At 29.8% G+C, this 22,365-nt stretch carries 18 protein-coding genes and 1 pseudogene; 9 read left to right on the top strand and 10 right to left on the bottom strand.

What is annotated here, in order from left to right; genetic code table 11:
* Positions 1–121 precede the first annotated feature (121 nt).
* From PYW31_RS00255 to PYW31_RS00245, 3 genes are all read left to right on the top strand, one after another.
* Positions 122–1,315: an MFS transporter gene (locus PYW31_RS00255; RefSeq protein ID WP_046837636.1), complete on the top strand. Its 1,194-nt coding sequence runs from the start codon at positions 122–124 to the stop codon at positions 1,313–1,315.
* Positions 1,316–1,974: 659 nt separating this feature from the next.
* On the top strand, positions 1,975–2,334 hold the full coding sequence (locus PYW31_RS00250) for a hypothetical protein (RefSeq protein WP_046837637.1): 360 nt from the start codon (positions 1,975–1,977) through the stop codon (positions 2,332–2,334).
* Positions 2,335–3,125: 791 nt separating this feature from the next.
* Positions 3,126–4,103 carry a tRNA dihydrouridine synthase gene (locus PYW31_RS00245; protein ID WP_046837638.1) on the top strand — a complete coding sequence of 326 codons (978 nt, stop codon included), beginning with the start codon at positions 3,126–3,128 and terminating at the stop codon, positions 4,101–4,103.
* A gap of 428 nt (positions 4,104–4,531) precedes the next feature.
* On the opposite strand, the gene PYW31_RS00240 is transcribed toward PYW31_RS00245, so the two are convergent.
* Positions 4,532–5,524, bottom strand: a complete 993-nt coding sequence (locus tag PYW31_RS00240; protein ID WP_053042484.1) for an HNH endonuclease — start codon at positions 5,522–5,524, stop codon at positions 4,532–4,534.
* A 353-nt stretch (positions 5,525–5,877) separates the two neighbouring features.
* Between PYW31_RS00240 and PYW31_RS00235 the strand changes: the two genes are divergently transcribed.
* From PYW31_RS00235 to PYW31_RS00215, 5 genes are all read left to right on the top strand, one after another.
* Positions 5,878–7,131 (top strand): ATP-grasp domain-containing protein, encoded by a 1,254-nt coding sequence (locus tag PYW31_RS00235; protein WP_046837639.1) that lies wholly within the window; start codon positions 5,878–5,880, stop codon positions 7,129–7,131.
* Entirely contained in the window at positions 7,124–8,245 is a 1,122-nt protein-coding gene (locus PYW31_RS00230) for an MFS transporter (protein WP_046837640.1), read from the top strand. The genes PYW31_RS00235 and PYW31_RS00230 overlap by 8 nt, the downstream gene beginning before the upstream one ends.
* 20 nt (positions 8,246–8,265) lie before the next feature.
* Complete coding sequence (locus PYW31_RS00225) at positions 8,266–8,520, top strand: class I SAM-dependent methyltransferase (RefSeq protein ID WP_046837641.1); 255 nt, start codon at positions 8,266–8,268, stop codon at positions 8,518–8,520.
* Positions 8,521–9,110: 590 nt separating this feature from the next.
* Positions 9,111–9,284, top strand: a complete 174-nt coding sequence (locus PYW31_RS00220) for a hypothetical protein (protein WP_017723552.1) — start codon at positions 9,111–9,113, stop codon at positions 9,282–9,284.
* A gap of 5 nt (positions 9,285–9,289) precedes the next feature.
* The gene (locus tag PYW31_RS00215; protein WP_053042485.1) at positions 9,290–9,991 is read left to right on the top strand and encodes a hypothetical protein; all 702 of its coding nucleotides are present in this window, start codon (positions 9,290–9,292) and stop codon (positions 9,989–9,991) included.
* A gap of 226 nt (positions 9,992–10,217) precedes the next feature.
* Here PYW31_RS00215 and PYW31_RS00210 read toward each other — a convergent pair whose 3' ends face one another.
* Entirely contained in the window at positions 10,218–10,514 is a 297-nt protein-coding gene (locus PYW31_RS00210) for a hypothetical protein (protein ID WP_046837642.1), read from the bottom strand.
* Positions 10,515–11,180: 666 nt separating this feature from the next.
* Between PYW31_RS00210 and PYW31_RS00205 the strand changes: the two genes are divergently transcribed.
* Entirely contained in the window at positions 11,181–13,193 is a 2,013-nt protein-coding gene (locus tag PYW31_RS00205; protein WP_046837643.1) for a P-loop NTPase fold protein, read from the top strand.
* A 140-nt stretch (positions 13,194–13,333) separates the two neighbouring features.
* Here the strand turns inward: PYW31_RS00205 and yidC are convergent, their stop codons facing one another.
* From yidC to PYW31_RS00170, 8 genes and pseudogenes are all read right to left on the bottom strand, one after another.
* Positions 13,334–14,185 carry a membrane protein insertase YidC gene (yidC, locus tag PYW31_RS00200; RefSeq protein ID WP_046837679.1) on the bottom strand — a complete coding sequence of 284 codons (852 nt, stop codon included), beginning with the start codon at positions 14,183–14,185 and terminating at the stop codon, positions 13,334–13,336.
* The gene (locus tag PYW31_RS00195; RefSeq protein ID WP_046837644.1) at positions 14,185–15,288 is read right to left on the bottom strand and encodes a helix-turn-helix domain-containing protein; all 1,104 of its coding nucleotides are present in this window, start codon (positions 15,286–15,288) and stop codon (positions 14,185–14,187) included. The genes yidC and PYW31_RS00195 overlap by 1 nt, the downstream gene beginning before the upstream one ends.
* A gap of 213 nt (positions 15,289–15,501) precedes the next feature.
* Entirely contained in the window at positions 15,502–15,879 is a 378-nt protein-coding gene (locus PYW31_RS00190; protein ID WP_046837645.1) for a hypothetical protein, read from the bottom strand.
* Positions 15,880–15,929: 50 nt separating this feature from the next.
* Positions 15,930–16,460, bottom strand: a complete 531-nt coding sequence (locus PYW31_RS13730; RefSeq protein WP_412548984.1) for a restriction endonuclease subunit S — start codon at positions 16,458–16,460, stop codon at positions 15,930–15,932.
* Between the two features lie 20 nt (positions 16,461–16,480).
* A pseudogene (locus PYW31_RS13725) lies at positions 16,481–17,180 on the bottom strand (restriction endonuclease subunit S); the annotation flags it as partial.
* Positions 17,173–18,729, bottom strand: a complete 1,557-nt coding sequence (locus PYW31_RS00180) for a type I restriction-modification system subunit M (RefSeq protein WP_046837647.1) — start codon at positions 18,727–18,729, stop codon at positions 17,173–17,175. The pseudogene PYW31_RS13725 and the gene PYW31_RS00180, both read right to left, overlap by 8 nt.
* Positions 18,730–19,305: a restriction endonuclease subunit S gene (locus PYW31_RS00175; RefSeq protein ID WP_046837648.1), complete on the bottom strand. Its 576-nt coding sequence runs from the start codon at positions 19,303–19,305 to the stop codon at positions 18,730–18,732.
* A 97-nt stretch (positions 19,306–19,402) separates the two neighbouring features.
* Positions 19,403–22,189, bottom strand: a complete 2,787-nt coding sequence (locus PYW31_RS00170; RefSeq protein WP_046837649.1) for a type I restriction endonuclease subunit R — start codon at positions 22,187–22,189, stop codon at positions 19,403–19,405.
* Positions 22,190–22,365 lie beyond the last annotated feature (176 nt).

Here is a 22,365-nt window from a genome sequence, read left to right as displayed (position 1 = left end):
CATACTCTAATAAATAAGTCATATCTTTATTAGCGTTCGTTCACAGATTAGATATATAGACAACTTGGTCTTCAAGTTGTCTATTTTTTTATGCATTCATAATTTAGAAAAGAGGAATTTCATGCAATCTCATAAACTTTGGACGAAGGACTTTATAGGGTCCTCGTTTATAAATTTTTTCCTAACTTTAGTCTTTTATTTACTGATAGTTACAATGGCTACTTATGCCATCGAACAATATCATGCTTCTATCAGTACGTCTGGTCTAGTTAGTGGTTTGTTCGTTATCGGAGGCTTAACCGGTCGCTTAATTAGTGGCGCTTTAATTCATAAATTAGGTGCTAATCGTTTACTGATAATAACGATTAGCATATGTATTATCTTGATTGGACTTTACTTTATGGATTTCGGTATTGTTTTTTTAGTTTTGCTACGATTTTTACATGGGGTGCCTCATGGAATGGCATTAACTGCAATAAGTTCGATTGTTGCTCAAAATATTCCTGAATCCAGAAAATCTGAAGGCATCAATTATTATAGTATGAGTACTACTTTAGCCACTGCCTTTGGTCCATTCTTAGGGATTTTTATGACTCAACATACAACATTCCCTGTATTATTTCTAGTTTGCTTAATTTTAATGGGATTATCTTTAATGATTAGTTTTTCTGTTAAATTCATATCAGACGATCAATCCCAAGCGATTCATACCAAAGCGCTTAAGTTCAAGGATATTATCAAGAATTCTATAGAAATTAATACGATTCCTATTGGGATTATCATTCTATTATTAAGTTTTGCCTATTCTGGCGTGCTTACGTACCTTAATTTATATGCATCTCAAATCAATTTAACTCATATTGCTAGTTTCTTCTTCATCATGTATTCGATTATGGTATTTTTATCACGACCTTTAACCGGAAAACTAATGGATTATAGAGGACATAATATTGTTATGTATCCAGCTTTTATTTTTTACGCTTTAAGTATGTTTATGCTGAGTACGGTTAACAATGGTTTCGTACTATTACTTATCGGTGGCATTATGGGGCTCGGATTTGGTAATTTACAATCTGCTACGCAAGTCATCGCAGTTAAATCTGCATCTAAATCACGTATCAGCGTAGCGACATCGACATACTTTATATGTTTCGATGCAGGTCTAGGGCTCTCCCCCTATTTATTAGGTTATATCACGCCAATCACCGGTTATGCTCATATGTTTGGACTAATGGCTATTATTATACTTTTAACTGGTATAGTATATTTTTTGATACATGGTCTAAAAGAAACAAAAGAAAAATTAGCAAAATGATAGTTATATATTGATTATACTCAAATCAAAAATGACATATCTTCAATAAACATAAAAAAGACTGGGATACTATTATTTATAATGTCCCAGCTTTTTTTGATATTAAATTATTAAAATTCTTGATTATCCTGAAGTATATTTTCAAATTCTTCTCTTGTCGAGAATGGCTGTATAATTGATACAATTATTTATATATATTCATTTTTTCTATAAACAACTATACTTTGTTGTACATCATTTTTTTCTAATATATAAGAGTCTTACACACCACTTTGAACAAGTGAATTCCTTTAATCCATACCTTTAGTTAAAACATTCATTAAATTCTGATGTAGTATATTACATAAAAATTACTGAGAATTTACAATTTCATTTCTATGCATTTTTATGGATAATAAACCGTGATTATTATTATAAAAATTGTTATGATGTTGAATCGTAAGTGATTAAGTAGAAACAGTAAACATTAAAGGAATAATTTAAATTAAATATACATATACTTTTTTTATATAAAAATTAATCATAAAATTCACTCAAATAACGTGTAGTGTTGGTAACATACGCACGTCGGTATATCAGTAATTCCTTTAAAATACTTGAATAAATGATTCAAAGTACTGCCCACTTAATACCTTGATTATGAAAGCAGAGGTTGAAATATGTTTAAAACTAAAACAAGTATTATAGAAAATGATAAATATGAAGTGCAGCCCATAGACACTCATTATTTGAAGCGAACTCAAAAAGATAATGGCGTAGAACGTTATTTTTGTATAGCACAAAGCTATCCATTAATGATAGAAGCATTAGCAGAGTATGTTAAATCTTCTAAAATGGTTATGGCTCGATTAGGTAAAGAAAATGTAAGAGCTACATTTTTAGATACAGGGAATGGCATCTATCAAGTAACAATTATTTATTTTGATGATTCGCTTAGTGGACTTAAAGAAGCAACTGAAAGCTTAAGCCTGCTACATTCTAAAAAAGCGATTAATTTTATTTTAAATGACGACAATTAAATAGTGTTAATATATGGCATGAGTGTAGGACGTAAAATTCTATTTATCGATTTACGACGTGTGCACTCAAACATTTCTTAATAAACTATAAATAAAGAGAGTGAATTATATATGATTCACTCTCTTTATTTATACATTTAATATTTCTTCACTAGCATCTAAAAGTTTTTTACTATTTGTGAGTCTATGACCATAGTTTCAAATTGACTAAAATCAAAAAACTGTTCCACATGAAACATTATGCCTCAAATATCGTTTGTTTTACTTGGTCCTTTGCAATAAGACTATTATCAAGCATCACTTTAGATTTGTCCTTCAAGATTCAGTCTTTGCTTTCTCCATTAGACATTTCAATAACTGCTACTACTTTACATATTTAAATATATAAACTCTCTCGTTTTCTTTAATAAATTGATTATTTTTTAAAATGTAAATTAAGACATTTGAGTGCGTAATTGATCTATTCAAATATTATTTAGCTTTTTTTAAATATGAGCTATTGTGATATACCTAATTGGTTCGCTACAGTATTTTCTATCTTTGCTGCTACAATTACTCGTGATTTTTTGAAGCAATCTTTTAATAACTGTAAATAAGTAAAGGCAATTATTTATTTCAGTCTCCATTGGTAGCGTCGCCATAGTCCTAATTCTCCTTTTAGACTACTGAGAGACATCCCTCCGTTAAGGCAGTGACGAGTCAATATCCTTTTGTGTAAGTTGTCAATTTATGGTAATATCATCATGGATAAAAAGTCGATATATTAATAGAAAAGAAGGTTTAAATATATTATGAAAGAAAATTTTTGGCGTGACTTACCACGTCCATTTTTTATTTTGGCGCCTATGGAAGACGTTACTGATATCGTCTTTCGCCATGTTGTTAGTGAAGCAGGTAGACCTGATGTATTTTTCACTGAATTTACAAACACTGAAAGCTTTTGTCACCCTGAAGGTATACACAGTGTTCGCGGACGCTTAACATTCAGTGAAGATGAACAGCCTATGGTCGCTCATATATGGGGGGACAAGCCAGAGCATTTCCGAGAAATGAGTATCGGTATGGCAGAGATGGGCTTTAAAGGCATTGATTTAAATATGGGCTGTCCAGTAGCTAATGTTGCAAGCAAAGGTAAAGGTTCTGGCCTGATTCTACGCCCTGAAACCGCAGCCGAAATTATTCAAGCAACTAAAGCAGGCGGTCTACCGGTAAGTGTTAAAACACGTCTCGGTTATTATGAAATAGACGAGTGGAAAGATTGGTTAAAACACGTCTTCGAACAAGACATTGCAAACTTATCTATCCATCTCCGTACGCGTAAAGAGATGAGTAAAGTAGATGCACATTGGGAATTAATCGAAGCAGTCAAAAAATTGCGCGACAACATTGCTCCAAATACATTGTTAACTATTAACGGTGATATTCCAGATAGAAAAACTGGCCTTGAACTTGCAGAAAAATATGGCATTGATGGTGTAATGATTGGCAGAGGTATTTTTCATAATCCCTATGCCTTTGAAAAAGAACCACGCGAACATACGAATAAAGAACTATTAGGCCTATTGAGATTACATCTAGCATTGTTCAAAAAATATTCCAAAGATGAACCTCGACTATTCAAGCCTCTACGTAGATTCTTTAAAATTTACGTACGTGGCATGAGAGGTGCTAGTGAACTCCGCCATCAATTGATGCATACAAATACGACAGACGAAGCTCTCGCATTGCTCGATGCCTTCGAAGCCCAAATGGATGACATAAAGTCATAAGGCTTGCCGTTTCACCTTGAGCATTTGCACTAATGGTACTAAAGCCAATTAGTGGTAGTAAAATAAAGACCCCTCCGAACTTTTCATATTAATATGAATTGATTCGGAGGGGTTTTTTTATAAAAAAGTGGCGTATTGGTAGTAGGATAATTAATATTAATTCATTCATCAAATTATTATTGGTTAACAATAGGACTGTTTATAATACTGATAGGTTTAAGACAGGGATGAATGCTTACACCACCTACAAATGATGATATTTATAATGTTGATAACAAAATAGCATAACTCGTTAATAGTCTATAATTCATCGATTATATTACTAGAATCAGATGGCTGAACTTCTATAATTCAGTTCATATGGGTTCCTAATCCAGCTAAAAATTACAAACCTTGCTGCGATTCATCATTAGATATTATTATTTGGTTTATTTATAATAAATATATAATTGTTCTAAATCTATGAAAATGCCATATTTACTTAACTGATCTTGTCTATCAAGTAATAATTTTTCTAATATTTCTTTTTTCTCCTCTAACCTCCCATAATGAATCAGGTTATGGCAATGGCTACACAAGGAAACAATATTTTCTTTAACGTCTAGGCTTCTATCGAACTCTCGATACTTACTTATTGGAATTAGATGATGAGGCTCAGTATATTCCTTACCATTTTTTCTAGTAAACGTTCTATCTTCTGGATTATATTCACACTTATAATCAGCTAATATTAGAGCTGCCACTGCCTTTTTAGGATTTCTTTTAGGGATTTCTCTTCCAGTTGAATTAGAAATCGTTGTTGTTTGCGGTTCAAATTTCGATGTCTCTGTATCGATTTGATCTTCATTTATTTTATTCTCTAAGTCTATATTGATTAAATCTTTTTCCACTTGATCATATTCTGGATTTTTTTCATCTACAATTTCACTCAATGCTCCTTTTAAATGTAGTAATACTTCAGGATTCTCTTGAATTTCAATCGCTTTTTCTAGAATAAATACCGCATGCTCTTCAGCTAAATTACACATGTATTGCTGCTTTCCTTTACCATCCACCCCAAAAGCACTATTTTTCTTATAATTGTCTATAAGCCACTGTCTAAAATCAGCAGTGCTGATATTTACATCAAAAGGATAATAGATTAATTGAACAAGATATCCTTCGTTATTCCATAAACTTGATGATTCATCTTCCATAAGCTCACTAGGTTGATTTGCTTCCTTACAGTCGTCTTTAGCAACGCTTATGGCAATTACTTTACCATTTTGATTATGGAGGATAAAATCACCTTTTTTAATTTTTGTCATGTTACTATATCCAGCATTCTTTTTCCCATTCTTAGTTAATTGAGGTGACCACACATATCCACCCTTTCTTTCTATATCATACGTTAAACCTTGAAACACATAAAAAACAGCCATATATTCTCCCTTTTATAGGAACACATATTAAAACATATCCCAATTATTATTTTTTTAAAAATTAATATTTATCTCTATTACTAATTTAATGTTTTTATTATTTCTATTTTAACTGAAATTATGTAAAAACGGAATTTCATTGTCACAACAAGAATTATAGCTAATTATATTTGAATATAAATTTCTCTAATATGTAATCCTTACTGAAATTAATTCACTATATTTTAAAGGTAACATCTTCTGAGAAGCATCTATATAGATATCCTACAATTCATTTCTCTAATATTTTATAACTTAAATTTATATGGTATTATTTTTATATAATAAACATTTCATAAAATGAGGAGGCTAATATGAAAGCATATCTATTGTTGTTAGGTGCAGATCAATTTCTTAGAGAACGGTCTTATGCAGGAGGTAAAGCAATCGGAGATTTTCAAATTTGGACAGCTATTAAAAATGCGAAATATCAATATAATTCATATTTTGATTATTGTATAAATGCCAATCCTTTAAGCTATGAAGATTTAAAAAATGAACTAGCTTATCATAAATCTCAAGGTTACGAACCAAAAGCTATCGTTCCTTTAAATGATTGGACGCTAAAAGTAGCCAACAGACTAAATCAAGACTACGGTTTGCCTTACCTTGAGGAACAAGTTATCGATGCATGTAGAAATAAAAGCATCATGAAATCAATATTTAAAAAAGTTAATATTCCCACACCAAAGTCTATGTATTTTGATAATGCTTTACAATTAAAACAGCTAATGAATAAATTCAATTTTCCAGTAATTATAAAGCCAGTTGATTTTGGAGGTAGTGGCGGTGTTTACTTAGCTAATAATAAACAAGAATGTATGGACGCCTATACTAAATCGAAACAAACGATGGAGATTTATGCAGATGACTTTCAAGTATCTAAAAATGAATTCCTAATCGAAGAATTTATTGATAGTGATGACGAAGTTTCAGTTGAAGTATTGTGCGGACACAATTTCTATGAAGTTATTACTGTTACAGAGAAATATTTATCACCTCGACCGTGGTTTACAGAAATGGGACATTTAGTTCCCAGTTTCAGGTATAAAGATAAAAATATTAAAGATCTTGCAATACAAGCGTGTAAATCTTTAGGTATTACGCGTGGAGTCGCTCATGTTGAAATAAAAATAAAAGACAACAACCTCTATGTTATAGAAGTTGCAGCTAGACCTGGTGGCGATGCTATTATGGATTTAGTCGAATCTTCTTATGACATTAACCCCTACAGACTTCATATATCCATGTATATAAATAATGAAGTAAAGCCTACACATGCATTTACGCCCAAAAAAGCATCTGCCATAGCATTTATGAAAGCACAAAAAGGTAAGATAATGCAGATTAATTATCCAGATGTATCAAAAGATACCGAAATCAAAAAAATAAATGTATTTAAAAATGTTGGGGAAACCGTAACTGATCCTGAAAATTGGAGCAATCGTGAGGGGCTTATTCAATTTAACTGGCCTGAGTTACCAACTACCAAAACATACAAACATATTCACAAAGCCAATGAATTAGCAAATAAAATTTTTGATTGCAGTGATGCTCACAATGACTAACTATTTAACCATTACTGCACTATACCGATTTATCTGTGGTGGTTTAATCCTCATTATAAATTGGGAACTAGCAAACCCTGAATCTACCAGTGAGTTAGCAATTGCTACAATTCTTTCATTTGTTCCAGCAATATTCACTCCATTTCTAATAAAGTTATTCTTTAAAAATTATTCAGGTGATAGCCTTACAAAATTATCTTTCTTAATACTATTTTATATAGTCATTGTCATAACGATATGCTATCAAAATGCACTGCAATTAATTATTCTAAATTTTGCTTTATGGATTGTATTTTTTCTATTGGAAACAAGTTTAGAATTTTGGTTTTCACAATTAGTCGAAAAGAAAAGTGAACTATTTATTAACCAGTATAGTTCCCTTTCAATGACAATAAATCAAGTTGCATTAATGATAGGTCCTTTATTTGCTTCAGTAATCATTAAATTTATTGCGCTTCGTTGGATATTTTTAATGTATGCCTTAATCTATCTACTTCTTTACTTTGTCATTAGGAAACAAAATAAGGGTAATAAGCTTCTTTCCAAAGGTGATGAAGTACATAATAAAGAATCTGTAAAATTCACACATTACTTCATAAGTATGCTTATGTGGCCAATATTAGGGACTATCAACTTCATGTTGCCTACCTTTACAAATTTTAAGCGTGGAGAAGTTCATGAAGTCGCACTATTGGACTGTGCTTTAGGTCTAGGAATGGCTTTGATTGGGATGATACTCAGTAAATGGCTATCCAATAATTGGTTGCACTTATTCTTTATTGTAAGTATTTCTACCACTGTCTTGTGGTATTTGGCTGAAGACGCTTTTGTAGTTAAATTGCTATTAATGTTATTGTTCGGTTTCACTTTTGGCGGCGCTAGAATTATTTTCAGGAAAACCATTGTTACAGCATACACGAGTCATACTGTAAAACGCATTTATTCCCTGGGAAATGCTTTAGGCCTCCCAGTTCTTGCACTCTGTATTTATCTAAGTATATTAAATTTAAACTTTGTTTGGTTACCATCATTTATTTTATTAATTGTCTTAATGCTTTTGTTGAAAATTGACCATCACGAAAGGACCACTACGAATGAAAAATTATTTAATTGAAAGTAAAGATATTTATAACAATGTTTATTTCTCGCAGTGCGATTGAAAAAGCAAAAGAAAAAATTGAAAACCTTAATGAAGAAAAGTCTATATTTAGCACTAGAAATGTTCTTTATTTAAATAGATATGAAGACGAAACTTTCGACTTAGCTATGAATATGGGTTGCCTGCACATGATTAATAAAAATTCAGATAGATTATGTCATCTACAAAATGTTTCAAGAATTTTAAAAACCGGCGGCTACTTCTTAGTTGATCATTGTAAATCAGAATAGGGAAAAGGATTTCATACAATAGAAGATTATGAACAAGTTAAAGAACAATTAAAAGATTTTCATAAAGAAAACTATATAGATAGAATAGTCCGAGTAAATGGAGAAAAAATAAAAATACCATTAAAAATTATTCCTTATTTAGAAAAGTCAAAGACAGATCTAATAAAAGAAATTACATGCTTTGGATCCGAAGTAGTAGAAACTTTTGAAAAAGATACAGAATCCTTTGGTAACTCTACATTAGCCCTGTTTAGAAAAACGCCTTAATCGTGTTAAGCAGTAAAAAAACTGTATTAAAACATGATTTTTTGACATTTATGATACTTTGTTTATAACACAAGTATAGAAACTAAAATACGTAAGAAAACCCTCTAACTTTTATTGTAAGAGGGTTTGTGTCAAAAACGAACGTTTGAAAAGCACATTAAAATAGAGAACTTTGCATATTTATTTTTACATTACGTAATATATTACACTGAAATTTTAAATAACAATTATATAAAATTATGATTTTTTATATAATTGTTTAAATTAATATTGGTTTGTGGTATCGTTTGGTTTGCTAATAATATCATAAAAGGAGGGATTCTATGTCAATAATCTTATTATTATTAGGGGTTATATCAATTTCTTTATTAATATTTGGTTTCTTAAAATCTAATAAGTTTATTAAATCTATTGGTTTCATAATACTATTTTTAATAGTATTTATAGTTGTGTACTTTTTATTTTTAACACCTCCAGAAAATATAAAAAAAGGATGAATTAAATGAAAAAAATATTGAAATTAGCATTAGTTTTTTTAATACTTTTACCTGTAGGAGTAAATACTCTTAAAAATAAGGCTAATGCACAAACGCAAAATGAAATACATATAAAATCTAAGCAGTTTATTGAATATCCTATAAAAAAAATGCCCGAAAAAGTAGTACAAGAATATAAAAATAGTGGCTGGAATATTACAGAAAAAGGTGCTTATCGTGATGTGAATTTATCAGAAGGCGATGTTTACATAAATGGAAAAAAGCATGAAATAAATAGCCATGGTATTGTTAAAGTAGATAATATAAAAAATGATAAGTTAAACATATCAAGTGATGGTAAAAATGAAAACAGAGCTACTGTTGTTAGTAATAATGGAGAAAAAACCGCAACTTTTGATATAAATGCAAACCAAATTATAGATAATATGGATAAAGGGACTCACACAGTAACTCAAGAAGCAGGTTATGGAAAAAAATATAAAAAAGGAGAATGGGTGCATTGTAATAGGTTTAATGGTCCACAAAGCGATAATGTACATTATGCCAAAAGTAATCCAAAGGCTATGGTGAATTTTGCTGGAAGTGACTGTGACAAAGCTCTACTTAGAAGCACTAAATGTTATGGTCACAGTTATTGTAATATTAAAGCTAAGGCTGCAGCATGCTCTAGTATTATTGGGCATAGTACTAAATACCATCATCATTAAATAAACATATTATTCTTCACACATAATAATGTGAATTAAAAATTATCCTCTTTTATTTATATAAGTGATGATTATTAGAAAATAGATTAAAAGAGACTCCTTTTTCAATAAGGAGTCTCTTAATCGTTTGAAAATCTAATATCGTCTTAATAACGATCCTGTTGATGATTAATACACAACATAACTCCACCACTTTTTGTTAAGGGCGATAGAGTTATCTTAAAATTCACTTTAAATCTTTGCCAATCATTTTATCTAATTCTTTTTGTTCTTTCTTTTTATTATCTTTTTGAGCACTATTCCACTGACCTAATAAGAATAATAAACCTATTATACCAAAAATAAGAGTTCCCCAAATATTTAATCCTAATTTACCCGTTGTATATAAAAATACTAATGCTATTATAAATAATACGGGTACAATTCCACCTATTATCTTATTTCCTGTCTTAGATAAAAAATACTGTATAGCAAATAATACGGCATATAAAATAGCTGGTGCAAATGTTAATAAATTACTCAAATTCACTCAATCTCCTTTTCATGACTATATATTTCTAATAATTGTTTAGCGTCATTTGATTGTCCAAGGTCCTTAACACATTCAATTTCAAAGCCACTATTTATTAAACTATTGAAAATAGTTTCAATTAGAGGTAAAAAATATTATTGTTTCGTTTTCACATGTTAATTTACATATAAATAGATTGCGACTAAGCAATCCGACGCGAACTTTGTTTGTGAAATTAAAATATATTTACTTGTTTCATATTTGCCTTTTAAGAACTTATATAAGCTTTAAATCAATGAATAAATAAATGATTTATCTTTCAATTAATACTTCTTACTATTTCTACTAGAATGTATTATAGTAAGATGACGTATTCACGACGAGAATATTTATTGATGATAGGTATAAATTGTTAAATAAAATTAGTGATTCCAAAATTGGTTTTGTTGATAATGATAATAATATATTTTGTATCACTTACAATGAATCCTTAAAAAATGATTTGAATATATAGTCTCTTACTTTATATACTAGCACCAGATAAACTAATTGAGTTAGATTTAATTATTCAAGAAAGGGATACTAAGGGTGAAACACTATGTACTTATGTGAATAATCTAGAGTGAGTATGCAAATTTAGTGTAAGGTGAAGGATATTAAATAAGTAAAAGATATGAGGTGATAACAATTAGAGAAGATTTTGAAATAGAAAATAGCAATGAAGATAGATTAGGTTTAGGTAAAGACGCTGATACCTTCATAAACAAATATATTGAAAGTAATTACAAAGGATCAGTACTCTTAAGTGGTAAATGGGGGATCGGTAAAACAAGCTATTTAAGGCAAATAGAAGAAAAAACAAATAAGGATAAAAAATTTGTATGGCTTGATTATTGGGATAAAAACAATCAAACGAAATTTTACACTTATTTATATTCAAAATTAAAACCGAATATGTATGCTTGGCATAAATTCAATCCTTTGCTGTGGGTAATTATTTTATCGGCAGTTCAATTTTTACTAGTTTTAGTTCAATTCGTAATATCTATGTTTAAAGACATGCAGCACTTACCGGATAATAACATGATAATAATGGGATTGATAACATGGTTTATCTTATTTGTAGTGAGCGGAACACTTACTTTTGCGAAGGACAACTATTCCGAAGAAAATAAGTATAAGAAAAAATTAGTTAAATATTTAAAAAAGCATGATGTAATTCTGGTTTTTGACGATTTCGATAGAATAGATAATGAAGCAAAGGATGATTTGTTTCATCATTTGTCAGAAGTTAATTTATTTAAAAAGTCTTTAATTATTGTAGTGGGAGAACACAACAAATTAATAGAAGGTACCGACAACGTTTTCACTCAAAAGATTCTAAATAACGTTGAGCATATGCCTTTAAAAACAAAATCTATAAGTATATGGGGTTATTATGTAGAAAAAGAAATAGAAGAATTAATAGATACTTCAAATAAAACCCGTTCTGATGATTTTCTTTTTAGTGATATAAGGGAACAATTTGTAGCAGATCATAGAACGTTTAGAGAAGCAAAGCAATTATTAAACAGTTTTGAATTTGAATATGTCGAAATAAGAGAGAAAAAAATCAATCCAAGCCAAGCTTTAGCGATAAACTACATTTATCAATTTTATAATCAAGTATATGAAATTATTAACAATAATTTAGATGTAATATATGGAGACGATATGAGACTGGAAGGGTCTTACGACCATGGAAAGATAAGAGGTAATATAGAAAATATTTTAATGGAAAATAATGTAGAATTACCAAAAGCTATTATTAATTTTATATACAATGTTTTTCATAATAATAATGGTACAGGGTTTTATTATCCAAGTATTAGTGAAAGGTTAAATTATACACAATATCAACTCGGACATTTTGAAACTTCATCTGTCAGTATAGAAACATTAAATAATTATCTTCAAGCTAATCTAAATGATTCTTCTGCTATTTTAGCTAAGTTAACCGAAAAAGATTTCGAAAGACTTTATATCTTAATAATTAATAGAATAAGGAATAAAAATTCAGATGAACAAGAATATTTATCATTACTCAATAAATTAATATATTACAAATTTCACGGTAAATATGGAGATAAGAATTTAATTTTCTCGATAAGCTATATTGATAGTCTAATATATAAAGTGAAAAATGAATTGAGTTTAATTCACGGTTTTGTTGCCAATTGTCAATATAAAGAAGTTGTATTGCGCAATAATAAAATAGATATATCTCAAAAGTTACAACTACTTGCTGTTTTTATTCCTAATAATTCTGATAAAGAAAAACAAGAACAAATAAATTTAGTAAAGAAAATCATTCAAGATATTTCTTGGGAAAATTTAATTAGCATGAGTAAACCTATATTAGTTTATCAATTTTATACTGTATATTATAAAGAATTAAAAAATTATACAGATATAGAAAATGAACTATATAGAGTGTTAGAACTTGAAGATATTAAATTTTTTAAATTTATCTATGAGAGATTAGTAAATCATATTACAACTACTAGTAGTTGTAAAAAAGTTGAATATACAAAAGAATTAAGAGTGAACGATGTTTGTTTTAATGAAAAGTTTAAAGAAGCTTTTTTGAATAAAATTGATCAATTAGATGATGAAAAACAGAATATTATTAAAGATATTCTTATTAAGTAATAGTATTAGAATGATGTGGCTCTCTCAAAATCAAACACCTTCATATAAAACAATCAATGGTTATAAGAAGCTATATATACGAAAGACACGCCTTTTTAAAAGACGTGTCTTAAATGTTTGAAAATCAAACATTTAACAAACTACGTATTTTCAGACAAAGTTCGCTTACTTTCATTCTTTTGGCTATGATTACTTTGAATTTTTTTCTCTAACTGATTAGCTTCTTCTCTCGCTAATTTAGAATAATATTTATTCGAAAAGAACATTTGAACGATTAAAAATGCAACATTAATTGTCCAATACAATCCCAAGGCGGAAGCTGATGTGATTGATATATACATGATAAATATTGGAGAAATAATTGCCATCATATAACCGATAGAACGCTGCTCTTTTGGCATGTTTTCAATATTTATTAATGGTTGGATGATGTATAAAATACCAGCGATTAGAGTAACCCAAATATCAGGTTGCGTTAAATTAAACCAAAGAAAATGGGCATGGTCTGTTATTCCCCCACTAGAAGGCCATTTCAGTGAAACGTATAGCCCGTATAAGACCGGCATTTGTACAAGAAGTGGCAAACATCCTAACATCGTCTTCATAGGATTCATACCGTATGCTTTATATTTCTCCATCATTTCTTGGTTCGCAGCCATTTTCTCTTCTTGAGTATTTGCATTTTTAATTTCATCTTGTATTTTAGTCATTTCTGGCTTAACGATGCCCATCTTTTTACGCATCAAGTGTCCATTTTTAGATTGAGATAACATGAACGGTAACATGATAAGTCTAACGATTAATACGATTGCAATAATTGCTAAACCATAGTTATTATCAAACGTTGAACCTAACCAATGTAAAAGGTTATCCATCGGAACTGCAAATATATTATAGAAAAAACTATCTTTATTTTCTGATTTTGAATAATCACAACCGGATAAAGTAAGTAATGATATTAATAGTAATATCATTACCTTTTTCTTATGTATCAATTAGATTCACCCTTTTTGTTATAAATACTAAGTAAATCTTTCTTTATATATTCAAAATTTTCTAAGGTATTAAAGTGTTCGTTTTCCGTAACTAGTGAATATACAGTATTTATGGTGTTTTCGTAATTAGCTGGTAACCTTTCACCTAAGGCTAATGTATCTAACCATTCATCAATCTCATTAAAGAAATCATCTTTTTGATATACAAAATCTCTGACTAAATAATCAAAGCATTTGCAGTATTTTTTTAAATAATCAATAGCACGACTATCAGTCTTCTCAGTGTAATATAAGGCGAACTGATAATAACAATTAATACTTAGATGTGGGTATAAGTAATCCACGTTAAAAGCTTGATTTAAATGGTAAAGCTTCGATTCTAATGATTCTATCGAAACAGAGTGTAAGTCACGTGAAAGCATCAAAGCAAAATCATGCATGAAAATCATTAAAGATTGGTACATATCCGTTTGGATCACATTTTTAGCTTTTGAAATATTATCTTGTTGTAAATAAGCTAATGTTAATGTCGCACTTTCACCAATTTTTAAATCAAAATCTGGAGTGTTTTCTATGACAGAAGAGTAATCACCTTCAAACATATATAGCAATGTTTTGTATCCTTGTGCATGTTTTTTCAAATGAATTGATTCTGAATTATCTTCTGTAGTCTTAATAATTTCGTGTGTTAGTGAGGCTGTTTCCTTTAGTTGCAATTCATTTTCGCAATATAAAATGTTGTTTAATAAAATACCTAATAACGAATTTAGAAATTTAAATTCATTACAATGCGTAATATAGTATTCTCTCAGAGTAGCTAAATATTCAGGATAACTTGTGTGATTAATCGTTTTAGACAGTGATATCGATATCTTTTTTATTTCTTCATCCGTCATAGTAATACTATAATTGAGCAAATCATCAACTGAAATATTAAAAACTTTTGCTAATTTAGGTAGCATTGTAATATCAGGATAAAGTGATGCGTTTTCCCATTTGGAAATAGTTGTTTTCGTTGTATTAAGATATTCAGCTAATGCTTCTTGCGTCATTCCACGTCTTAATCGCTCTTTTTTAATTGTCTTAGCTATTTGAATCATTAATAACACCTCTTGTTTTAAATGATACTAGAAAACTTGAGTAAGGTATATTTCTCATATGACAACTTACAGAAATAAAATTTCCATATGAGAAACAATGACATATTAAAATCCACACAAATTTTTAAAAGATGTGTGGCATAAACATTTTAAATTTAAATTGTGTCTTAATAATAATCGTTTTAAATTCATAATATCTATAAGAATTTTTGATTAAGATTCTACAACTTCAAAAGGTATTAGTATTGCATTTTCTCTATCAAAATATTCTTCAGTAACCGGTATAGATACAATGCTCTGTGATTCATTTATATGAACTTTATAATATTTTTGGTCATTATATGTGTATAAAGACTCTGATTGGTTTAAAAATTCTATAGTCTCCGAAGCTAGATAATATTTATTTGGTATTAAATACGTATTATCACTAGCATATATATCTTGAATTTCATAAATTTTATTTCCGTTAACAAGTAATTTTAATATTTGTGATAGTTCTTCTTTGCTGAAAACACTATCTTCTAAATGCTTAAATGTATCTCTTTTTAATAAAATATCTAATAAAATGATTTTTAATTCTTTGTCTATCATTATTTTTCCCCTTTACTAATTTAATTTACATAATAGGCCGTTATAAGAACCTATATGAACATTTTTTGTAAAAAGCCTTGTTTACGTTTTTTCAATAACTCAAGTTTATTTGATTGATTTTCAATTAAATTATCAACTTTATTAAAGAAATTACCAATTTTGATAGCTTCTTCAGAAGAAGGCATGTCAATATTCAAATCTCTTATAGTACTTAAAGCTATAAATTTTTGTGTGCCTCCTGCATTCATTCTGTAAAATTGCTTTGAAATATTACTAGACTTTAAAAAATTTAGTATGTAGTATTTTTCTAGTAAATCGTTAGTTTTTAATAATGCCACATTCTTTATAGCAAAATCACATTCTTCCAATAATATAGGATTTCCGATTGTACCAATCATGCCAAATAAAATATCTCCAATTTCTACTTTAGACCTCTGGTTAATACTCTCATAATCTTCTTTAGATATAAAATATGACTCAGAAAGATCTAGTTTACTATTTTTTAGATTCTTTGAAGTAACTAATAAATACCCATCTTTACTAGGTTTTGGACTTTCATGGGTACCATCTCTTACATCTATCAGTTCTTTTAAATTTTTTTCTTCCCACTCTGGATAATTATTTCCATTTTCATCTTTAAATCGAAGTTCTTTAGAGAAAATCTTTTGCATATATCCCTTTTTCTGTTCTTCTAACTTCTCTAATTTCTGTTCTTCTAATTCGATTTGTTGATCGAGTTTGCTGAAAAAATCACCGATTTTTTGTTGTTCTTTAATTTGAGGAAAATCTATTCTGTATAACTTAATATCTTTTTTTGTTAATTGAGGTTGAGCTGAACCAAAACTAATACGATCAATTTGTCTTTTACCTTTTGTTGACATTAAAAACTGACTTACAAAAGAAGCCATATCTTTATTATTGCTTCTTAATATTAACATTCCCGAATTAATTCTAGCATAGGGAGTTTTTCTATATATTTCTTCGTCATACCATCCTATGTTTCCTATAGAGCCCCTTGTTGTTAAAACTACATCATTTTTTACTAATTTTCCATTTCCCATTGAAATGGATTTTTTTTCTGTAATGTATTGTTTTAGTGTAAATGAGAATCCATTTTTAGTTACGTTTGATGCATTTAAGAACAATGTATGGCCATATTCTAGAAAATCTGAGCCAGAAGGATAGTTCTTACCTCTGTCACCATCTAAAATAGTAAGAACATCTCCTAACATTTTCTCTTCCCATTCACCACTAAATTCTGGAAATCTTAATTCTGGTACCTTCTTTACATCATTAGTCATGTGTCACCACTCCTAATTCCTTTAAGTAGCCATCTATCTCTTGTTCAACTGTTTTAATTTCTTCTTCTATTGATTTCAAATCTTTTTGGACTTGTTCTAAATCAATAGGTTCTTCTTCTTCAAATGTATCCACATATCTTGGAATATTAAGGTTATAATCATTTTCTGCAATCTCTTCTAAACTTGCTGCATAACTATATTTATCTAATGTTTCTCTATTTTTATAAGTTTCAACAATTTTTTCAACATCTTCAGTTGTTAAATGGTTTTGATTTTTACCTTTTTCAAATGATTGCGATGCATCAATAAATAACACATTTTCATCATCTTCACGACATTTTTTAAAGACAAGTATACTTGTTGGTATAGAGGTACCGAAGAATAAGTTTGATGGTAAACCGATGACCGCATCTAAATAGTTTTTTTCTTTAATTAAGTATTCGCGAATGACACCTTCAGCTGCGCCACGGAATAATACACCATGTGGTAAAACAACAGCCATTGTCCCGTTATCATCTAAGTGATAGATCATATGTTGAATAAACGCAAAATCAGCTTTTGATTTAGGCGCTAATTTTCCATAATTACTAAAACGTGGGTCCTCTAGGAATTGTGCATCCGAGCTCCATTTCGCACTATAAGGAGGATTTGCAACGACAGCTTCAAAACGTTCGTCTGAAATGGCTGGATCTTCTATCGTGTCTCCATTTTCAATTTTAAAATTCGCATAGTTCACATCATGTAACAACATGTTCATACGTGCTAAGTTATACGTTGTACTGTTGTACTCTTGACCATAATATTGACGAACATTAGCTTCACGACCGACACGAAGGAGTAACGAACCTGATCCACATGTAGGATCATAAACGCTCTTAATATCTTTCTTATTTGCGGTTACAATTTTAGCTAAAATCGTTGAAACTTGTTGGGGTGTATAGAATTCTCCGGCTTTTTTACCTGAACTTGCTGCGAATTGACCAATTAAGTACTCGTAAGCATCACCTAACATATCAATCTCCATATCACTATGAACAAATGGTAATGTAGATATCTTCATCATTACTTTTGAAATCAATTTTGTGCGTGCAGCGTTAGAGTTACCTAAGCGTGAAGAATTGAGATCTAAATCATCAAATAAGTTATTAAAATCATCTTCACTATCATGGCCACGTGTGGAATTTTCAATATTTTTAATCGCATTACTTAAATCTTCCATCTCAAATGATTGTTTCTCGATTTTATTAACTAAATGACTAAATAGATTCTGTGGCTCAATGACATAACCAATACGAGAAATGAATTCTTGTTCTAATACCTCTCGGTATTCTTCATTTGCCATTGCAGTTTCATAATCTATATCATCATCTTTTAAGAGTATTTCTGCTTGTTCTTCAATCTTTTCACTTAAGAAACGATAGAAAATCATACCTAGAATATAGTTTTTAAATTCGTTGGCATCCATATTGCCCCGTAAGTCATCAGCGATGGACCATAGATTTTTTTGTAATTCAGCTTGTTGTTGGCGTTGTTTTTCCGTAATAGACATTTAATTGTCCTCCTTGAATAAAGTGTTGGATAAGAATTGTTTTTTTAATCGACTTTGTCTTTGTTTTAATATATTTAATTGTTTTTCTTTAATACCAATTTGCCCAATCAACCGTTGTCGTTCACTTGAAGGCAAGGTAATATGGAGTGATTTTAACTGTTGATGCGTTAATTTTTTAATTGTTGAACCACCCTGCATATATTGCTTATATTGCGATTTCACTTCTGGCGCTAATTGAAACCAATAGACTAAAAAAGCAGGATCCAATAATTCAGACGTAACTTCAATTTTTGTATAGTTATAAGGTAAAATTGAACCGTCATGTTTCGAACTCACTAAAGTACATTCACCTGTCATCATACTAATCACAATATCGTTTTTACGTATAACCGTTGCTCGTGATGTATCTTTTAATTTGATGACTCTTGGTTGATATGCATCGTCTATGATTAGACCTAAATCAATGTCTAACATGTTTTGATCATATACCATATAATGTTTACCTAAATCGCTCTCATCAACTTCTAAACGTTGTATTAATGAACCACTTTGATAATTGACATAATCTTTTAACATACCAAACCTCCTGTAGTTATGTTTTTCTACATAACAAATATACCATCTCTCCAAAATAAAAACAAGTGTAGTTTTCAAAAACTACACTTGTTTTACGTTAAACACTATATTTTTTAACCATGTCTTTGATAAATGATTTAACACGCTTTATTTTTTTAGTACGTATTAAAAGACCGCCTGAAACGCCTTCTTCAATTAAGTTATTATTTAAATGACCACTAAACTCAAATTCCTTAACCAATGATTTCAATAATTCTAACGGATAATCCGTTTCCTCAGAAAATTGTTCTAACTCCCCGACCTTCACTTTCGATTCATAATTATAATAAGCATCATCAATTGAATCTCCTTCATTTAAGTTCGGTACGACTTTATCTAGGAATGTTCGAATTAAATCAGATTTCAATCTCAATTGATCATCGTCAGCTTTATCAAGCACTTTACGAATCTCTTTAATATCTTTTTCTTGTTGCTCTATATCACTCAAATCAATTTGGTTTAATAAATCTAAGATATATTGAACATTAATCAAATCATTGCGTAATATCTCTATATTAAAGTCAATATTCTCTAATATAGATTCACCTTCTGCAGTTTCCCTATCAGGTCGTATCACTTTATCATAGATATCTAAATATTTACCTTTATAATCTTCATATGTTTGTTCATCAATACCTAATATTTCCTTATCAAATGCAAATTCATCAAACGTTTTTAACTTTTGCATATGCTTCGCTAACTCACGATAAGCAATTACAAAGTCACGCTGGTCTTCTTCGCTTTCTAATTGGTCTACAGCTTGAGGTATTTCAGCTAATTCAAATAGTTCAATCAGGGTCTGTTTGAATTTCGTTAAATACGCTTGGAACGATAAGCTCAATACCGTATCTGTATTATCCGTTTTAGAGAAGAGCTCAATAGCCTCATCCGTTTTTTCTTTTAAGTTTCTATAAGCAACAATATTTCCGTAGGGTTTCGTTGGTTCTTCCACACGATTGGTGCGTGAATAAGCTTGAATAAGCGTATGATGTTGCAAATTACGATCAACATATAACGTATTAAGTTTTTTACTATCGAAACCTGTTAAGAACATATCAACAACGATAAGGATATCTAATTTTTGATCGGGTAATCCTTGTTTGACACGGTCAGAAACATCATTAAAGTAACCATCAAACGTATCCGTTGAGAAATTTTTATCAAAGGTCTGGTTATATGTTTGAATGATATCTTCTAATATATCTTTTCTCGTTTGTTCATTCATATGATCTTCTGGATCTTCATTATCTTGGTAACTAAATATTGTAGTAACGTTAAGGTCATGTAGACCTTGTTCTCTTAACTTTTGAAAAATACGATAATATTGAATTGCCATTGGAATACTTTGAACAGTCAACATACCTGTGTACATTTGATCACGTGTTTTCTTATTATGATTCGCAATAATATGTTTCGCCACATTTTGAACACGTTCTTCTGCCATCCAAATCTCTGCTTCATTAATCTTATTAACATATTCATCTTCAGTAATTTTTTCACTACGATCAAACGTATTCATATATTCAATAGAAAAACCTAGCACGTTACCATCTCTAATCGCATCTTTAATCAAATAATGATGTAAGCACTCACCGAAAATGTCTGCAGTCGCGCGTCCATCTTGACTCGCATTCTCTTCAAATCTAGGTGTTCCTGTAAAACCAAAGTATTGGGCGTTTCCGAAATGTTGCCTTATGATACGATGCATTGAACCAAACTGTGTTCGATGGCACTCATCAATAATGAAAACAACTTTATCTTCCTTATAGCGTTCCATAGCTGGATCACCAGATTTAATTGCATGATCCATTTTTTGAATCGTAGTTACAATCAGTTTTCGTGTGGGATCACCCATTTGTTCGAGTAATTTCTTAGTATTAGACGTCTTATCAACAGAATCTGACTCGAATTTATTGAATTCTTTTGAAGTTTGACCATCTAAGTCTTTACGATCGACTAAGAATATAACCTTTTTAATATCTGTTTCTTGCGCTAAGATTTGACTCGCTTTAAATGACGTGAGGGTTTTACCACTCCCCGTCGTATGCCAAATATAACCATTGTTATTAGTTTCTATAGCACGATTTAATAAAGCTTCCACTGCATAGACTTGATACGGTCTCAAGGCCATTAACATTTTATCTGTTTTATTAATAATCATGTATCGACTAATCATTTTAGCAATATGGCAAGGTTCTAAAAAAGATTCGATGAAGTCTTTAAGGACATTAATGCGCTCATTTTTTTCATCGCTCCAATAGAACATGTTACTTTTCATGATTTTTTGATCACTGTTAGCGTAATAACGCGTTTCCATTTTATTACTCACAACGAACATTTGTATAAATCTAAATAGCCCCGTATAGTTTTGTCGACGATAGCGTTCAATTTGATTAAAAGCTTCTGTAATCGCAACCCCACTACGTTTAAGCTCAATTTGAATAAGAGGTAGCCCATTAATTAAAACTGTTACGTCATAACGACCTTTATATGTATCTTGAACACTCACTTGATTCGTAACTTGGAATTTATTTTGACACCATTTTTGTGTATTCATTAAACTCAAATAAACTACTGTTTCATCGTCACGTTCTAATACATATTTATCCCTTAATATTAAAGCACTTTCAAATACACTTTTATCACTAATATCAATCATAATACGTTTAAATTCACTATCTGATATAGGCGTACCTTCTAATTTATCTGTATTTCTTTCATTTAAAATATGTCTGAAGTTCTCTATCAGTTGTGTCTCGTTTCTCAGTGTTACACGCTCATAACCAATATCTTGTAGCTGTTTAACTACATTTTCTTCTAAATCATATTCACTTTGGTATCCCAAACAAAATCCCCCATTTAAATACTAAATTATAATTTACAAACACTTATTTAGTCTAATTATTCATTATTTTTATAAATTGTTCAATAGTTACTATCCACATGCTTTATAGAAGAAAGGTAAATACCTCTTTTATATAAATTTTCCGTTTATTATTTCTTCATATTACTTATTTATAC

It is taken from the genome of Staphylococcus succinus (assembly GCF_029024945.1).
GTDB classification, from domain to species: Bacteria; Bacillota; Bacilli; order Staphylococcales; family Staphylococcaceae; genus Staphylococcus; species Staphylococcus succinus.
Note: the sequence above shows the minus strand (reverse complement) of the source record. Positions and strands in the feature narration are given on the sequence as shown.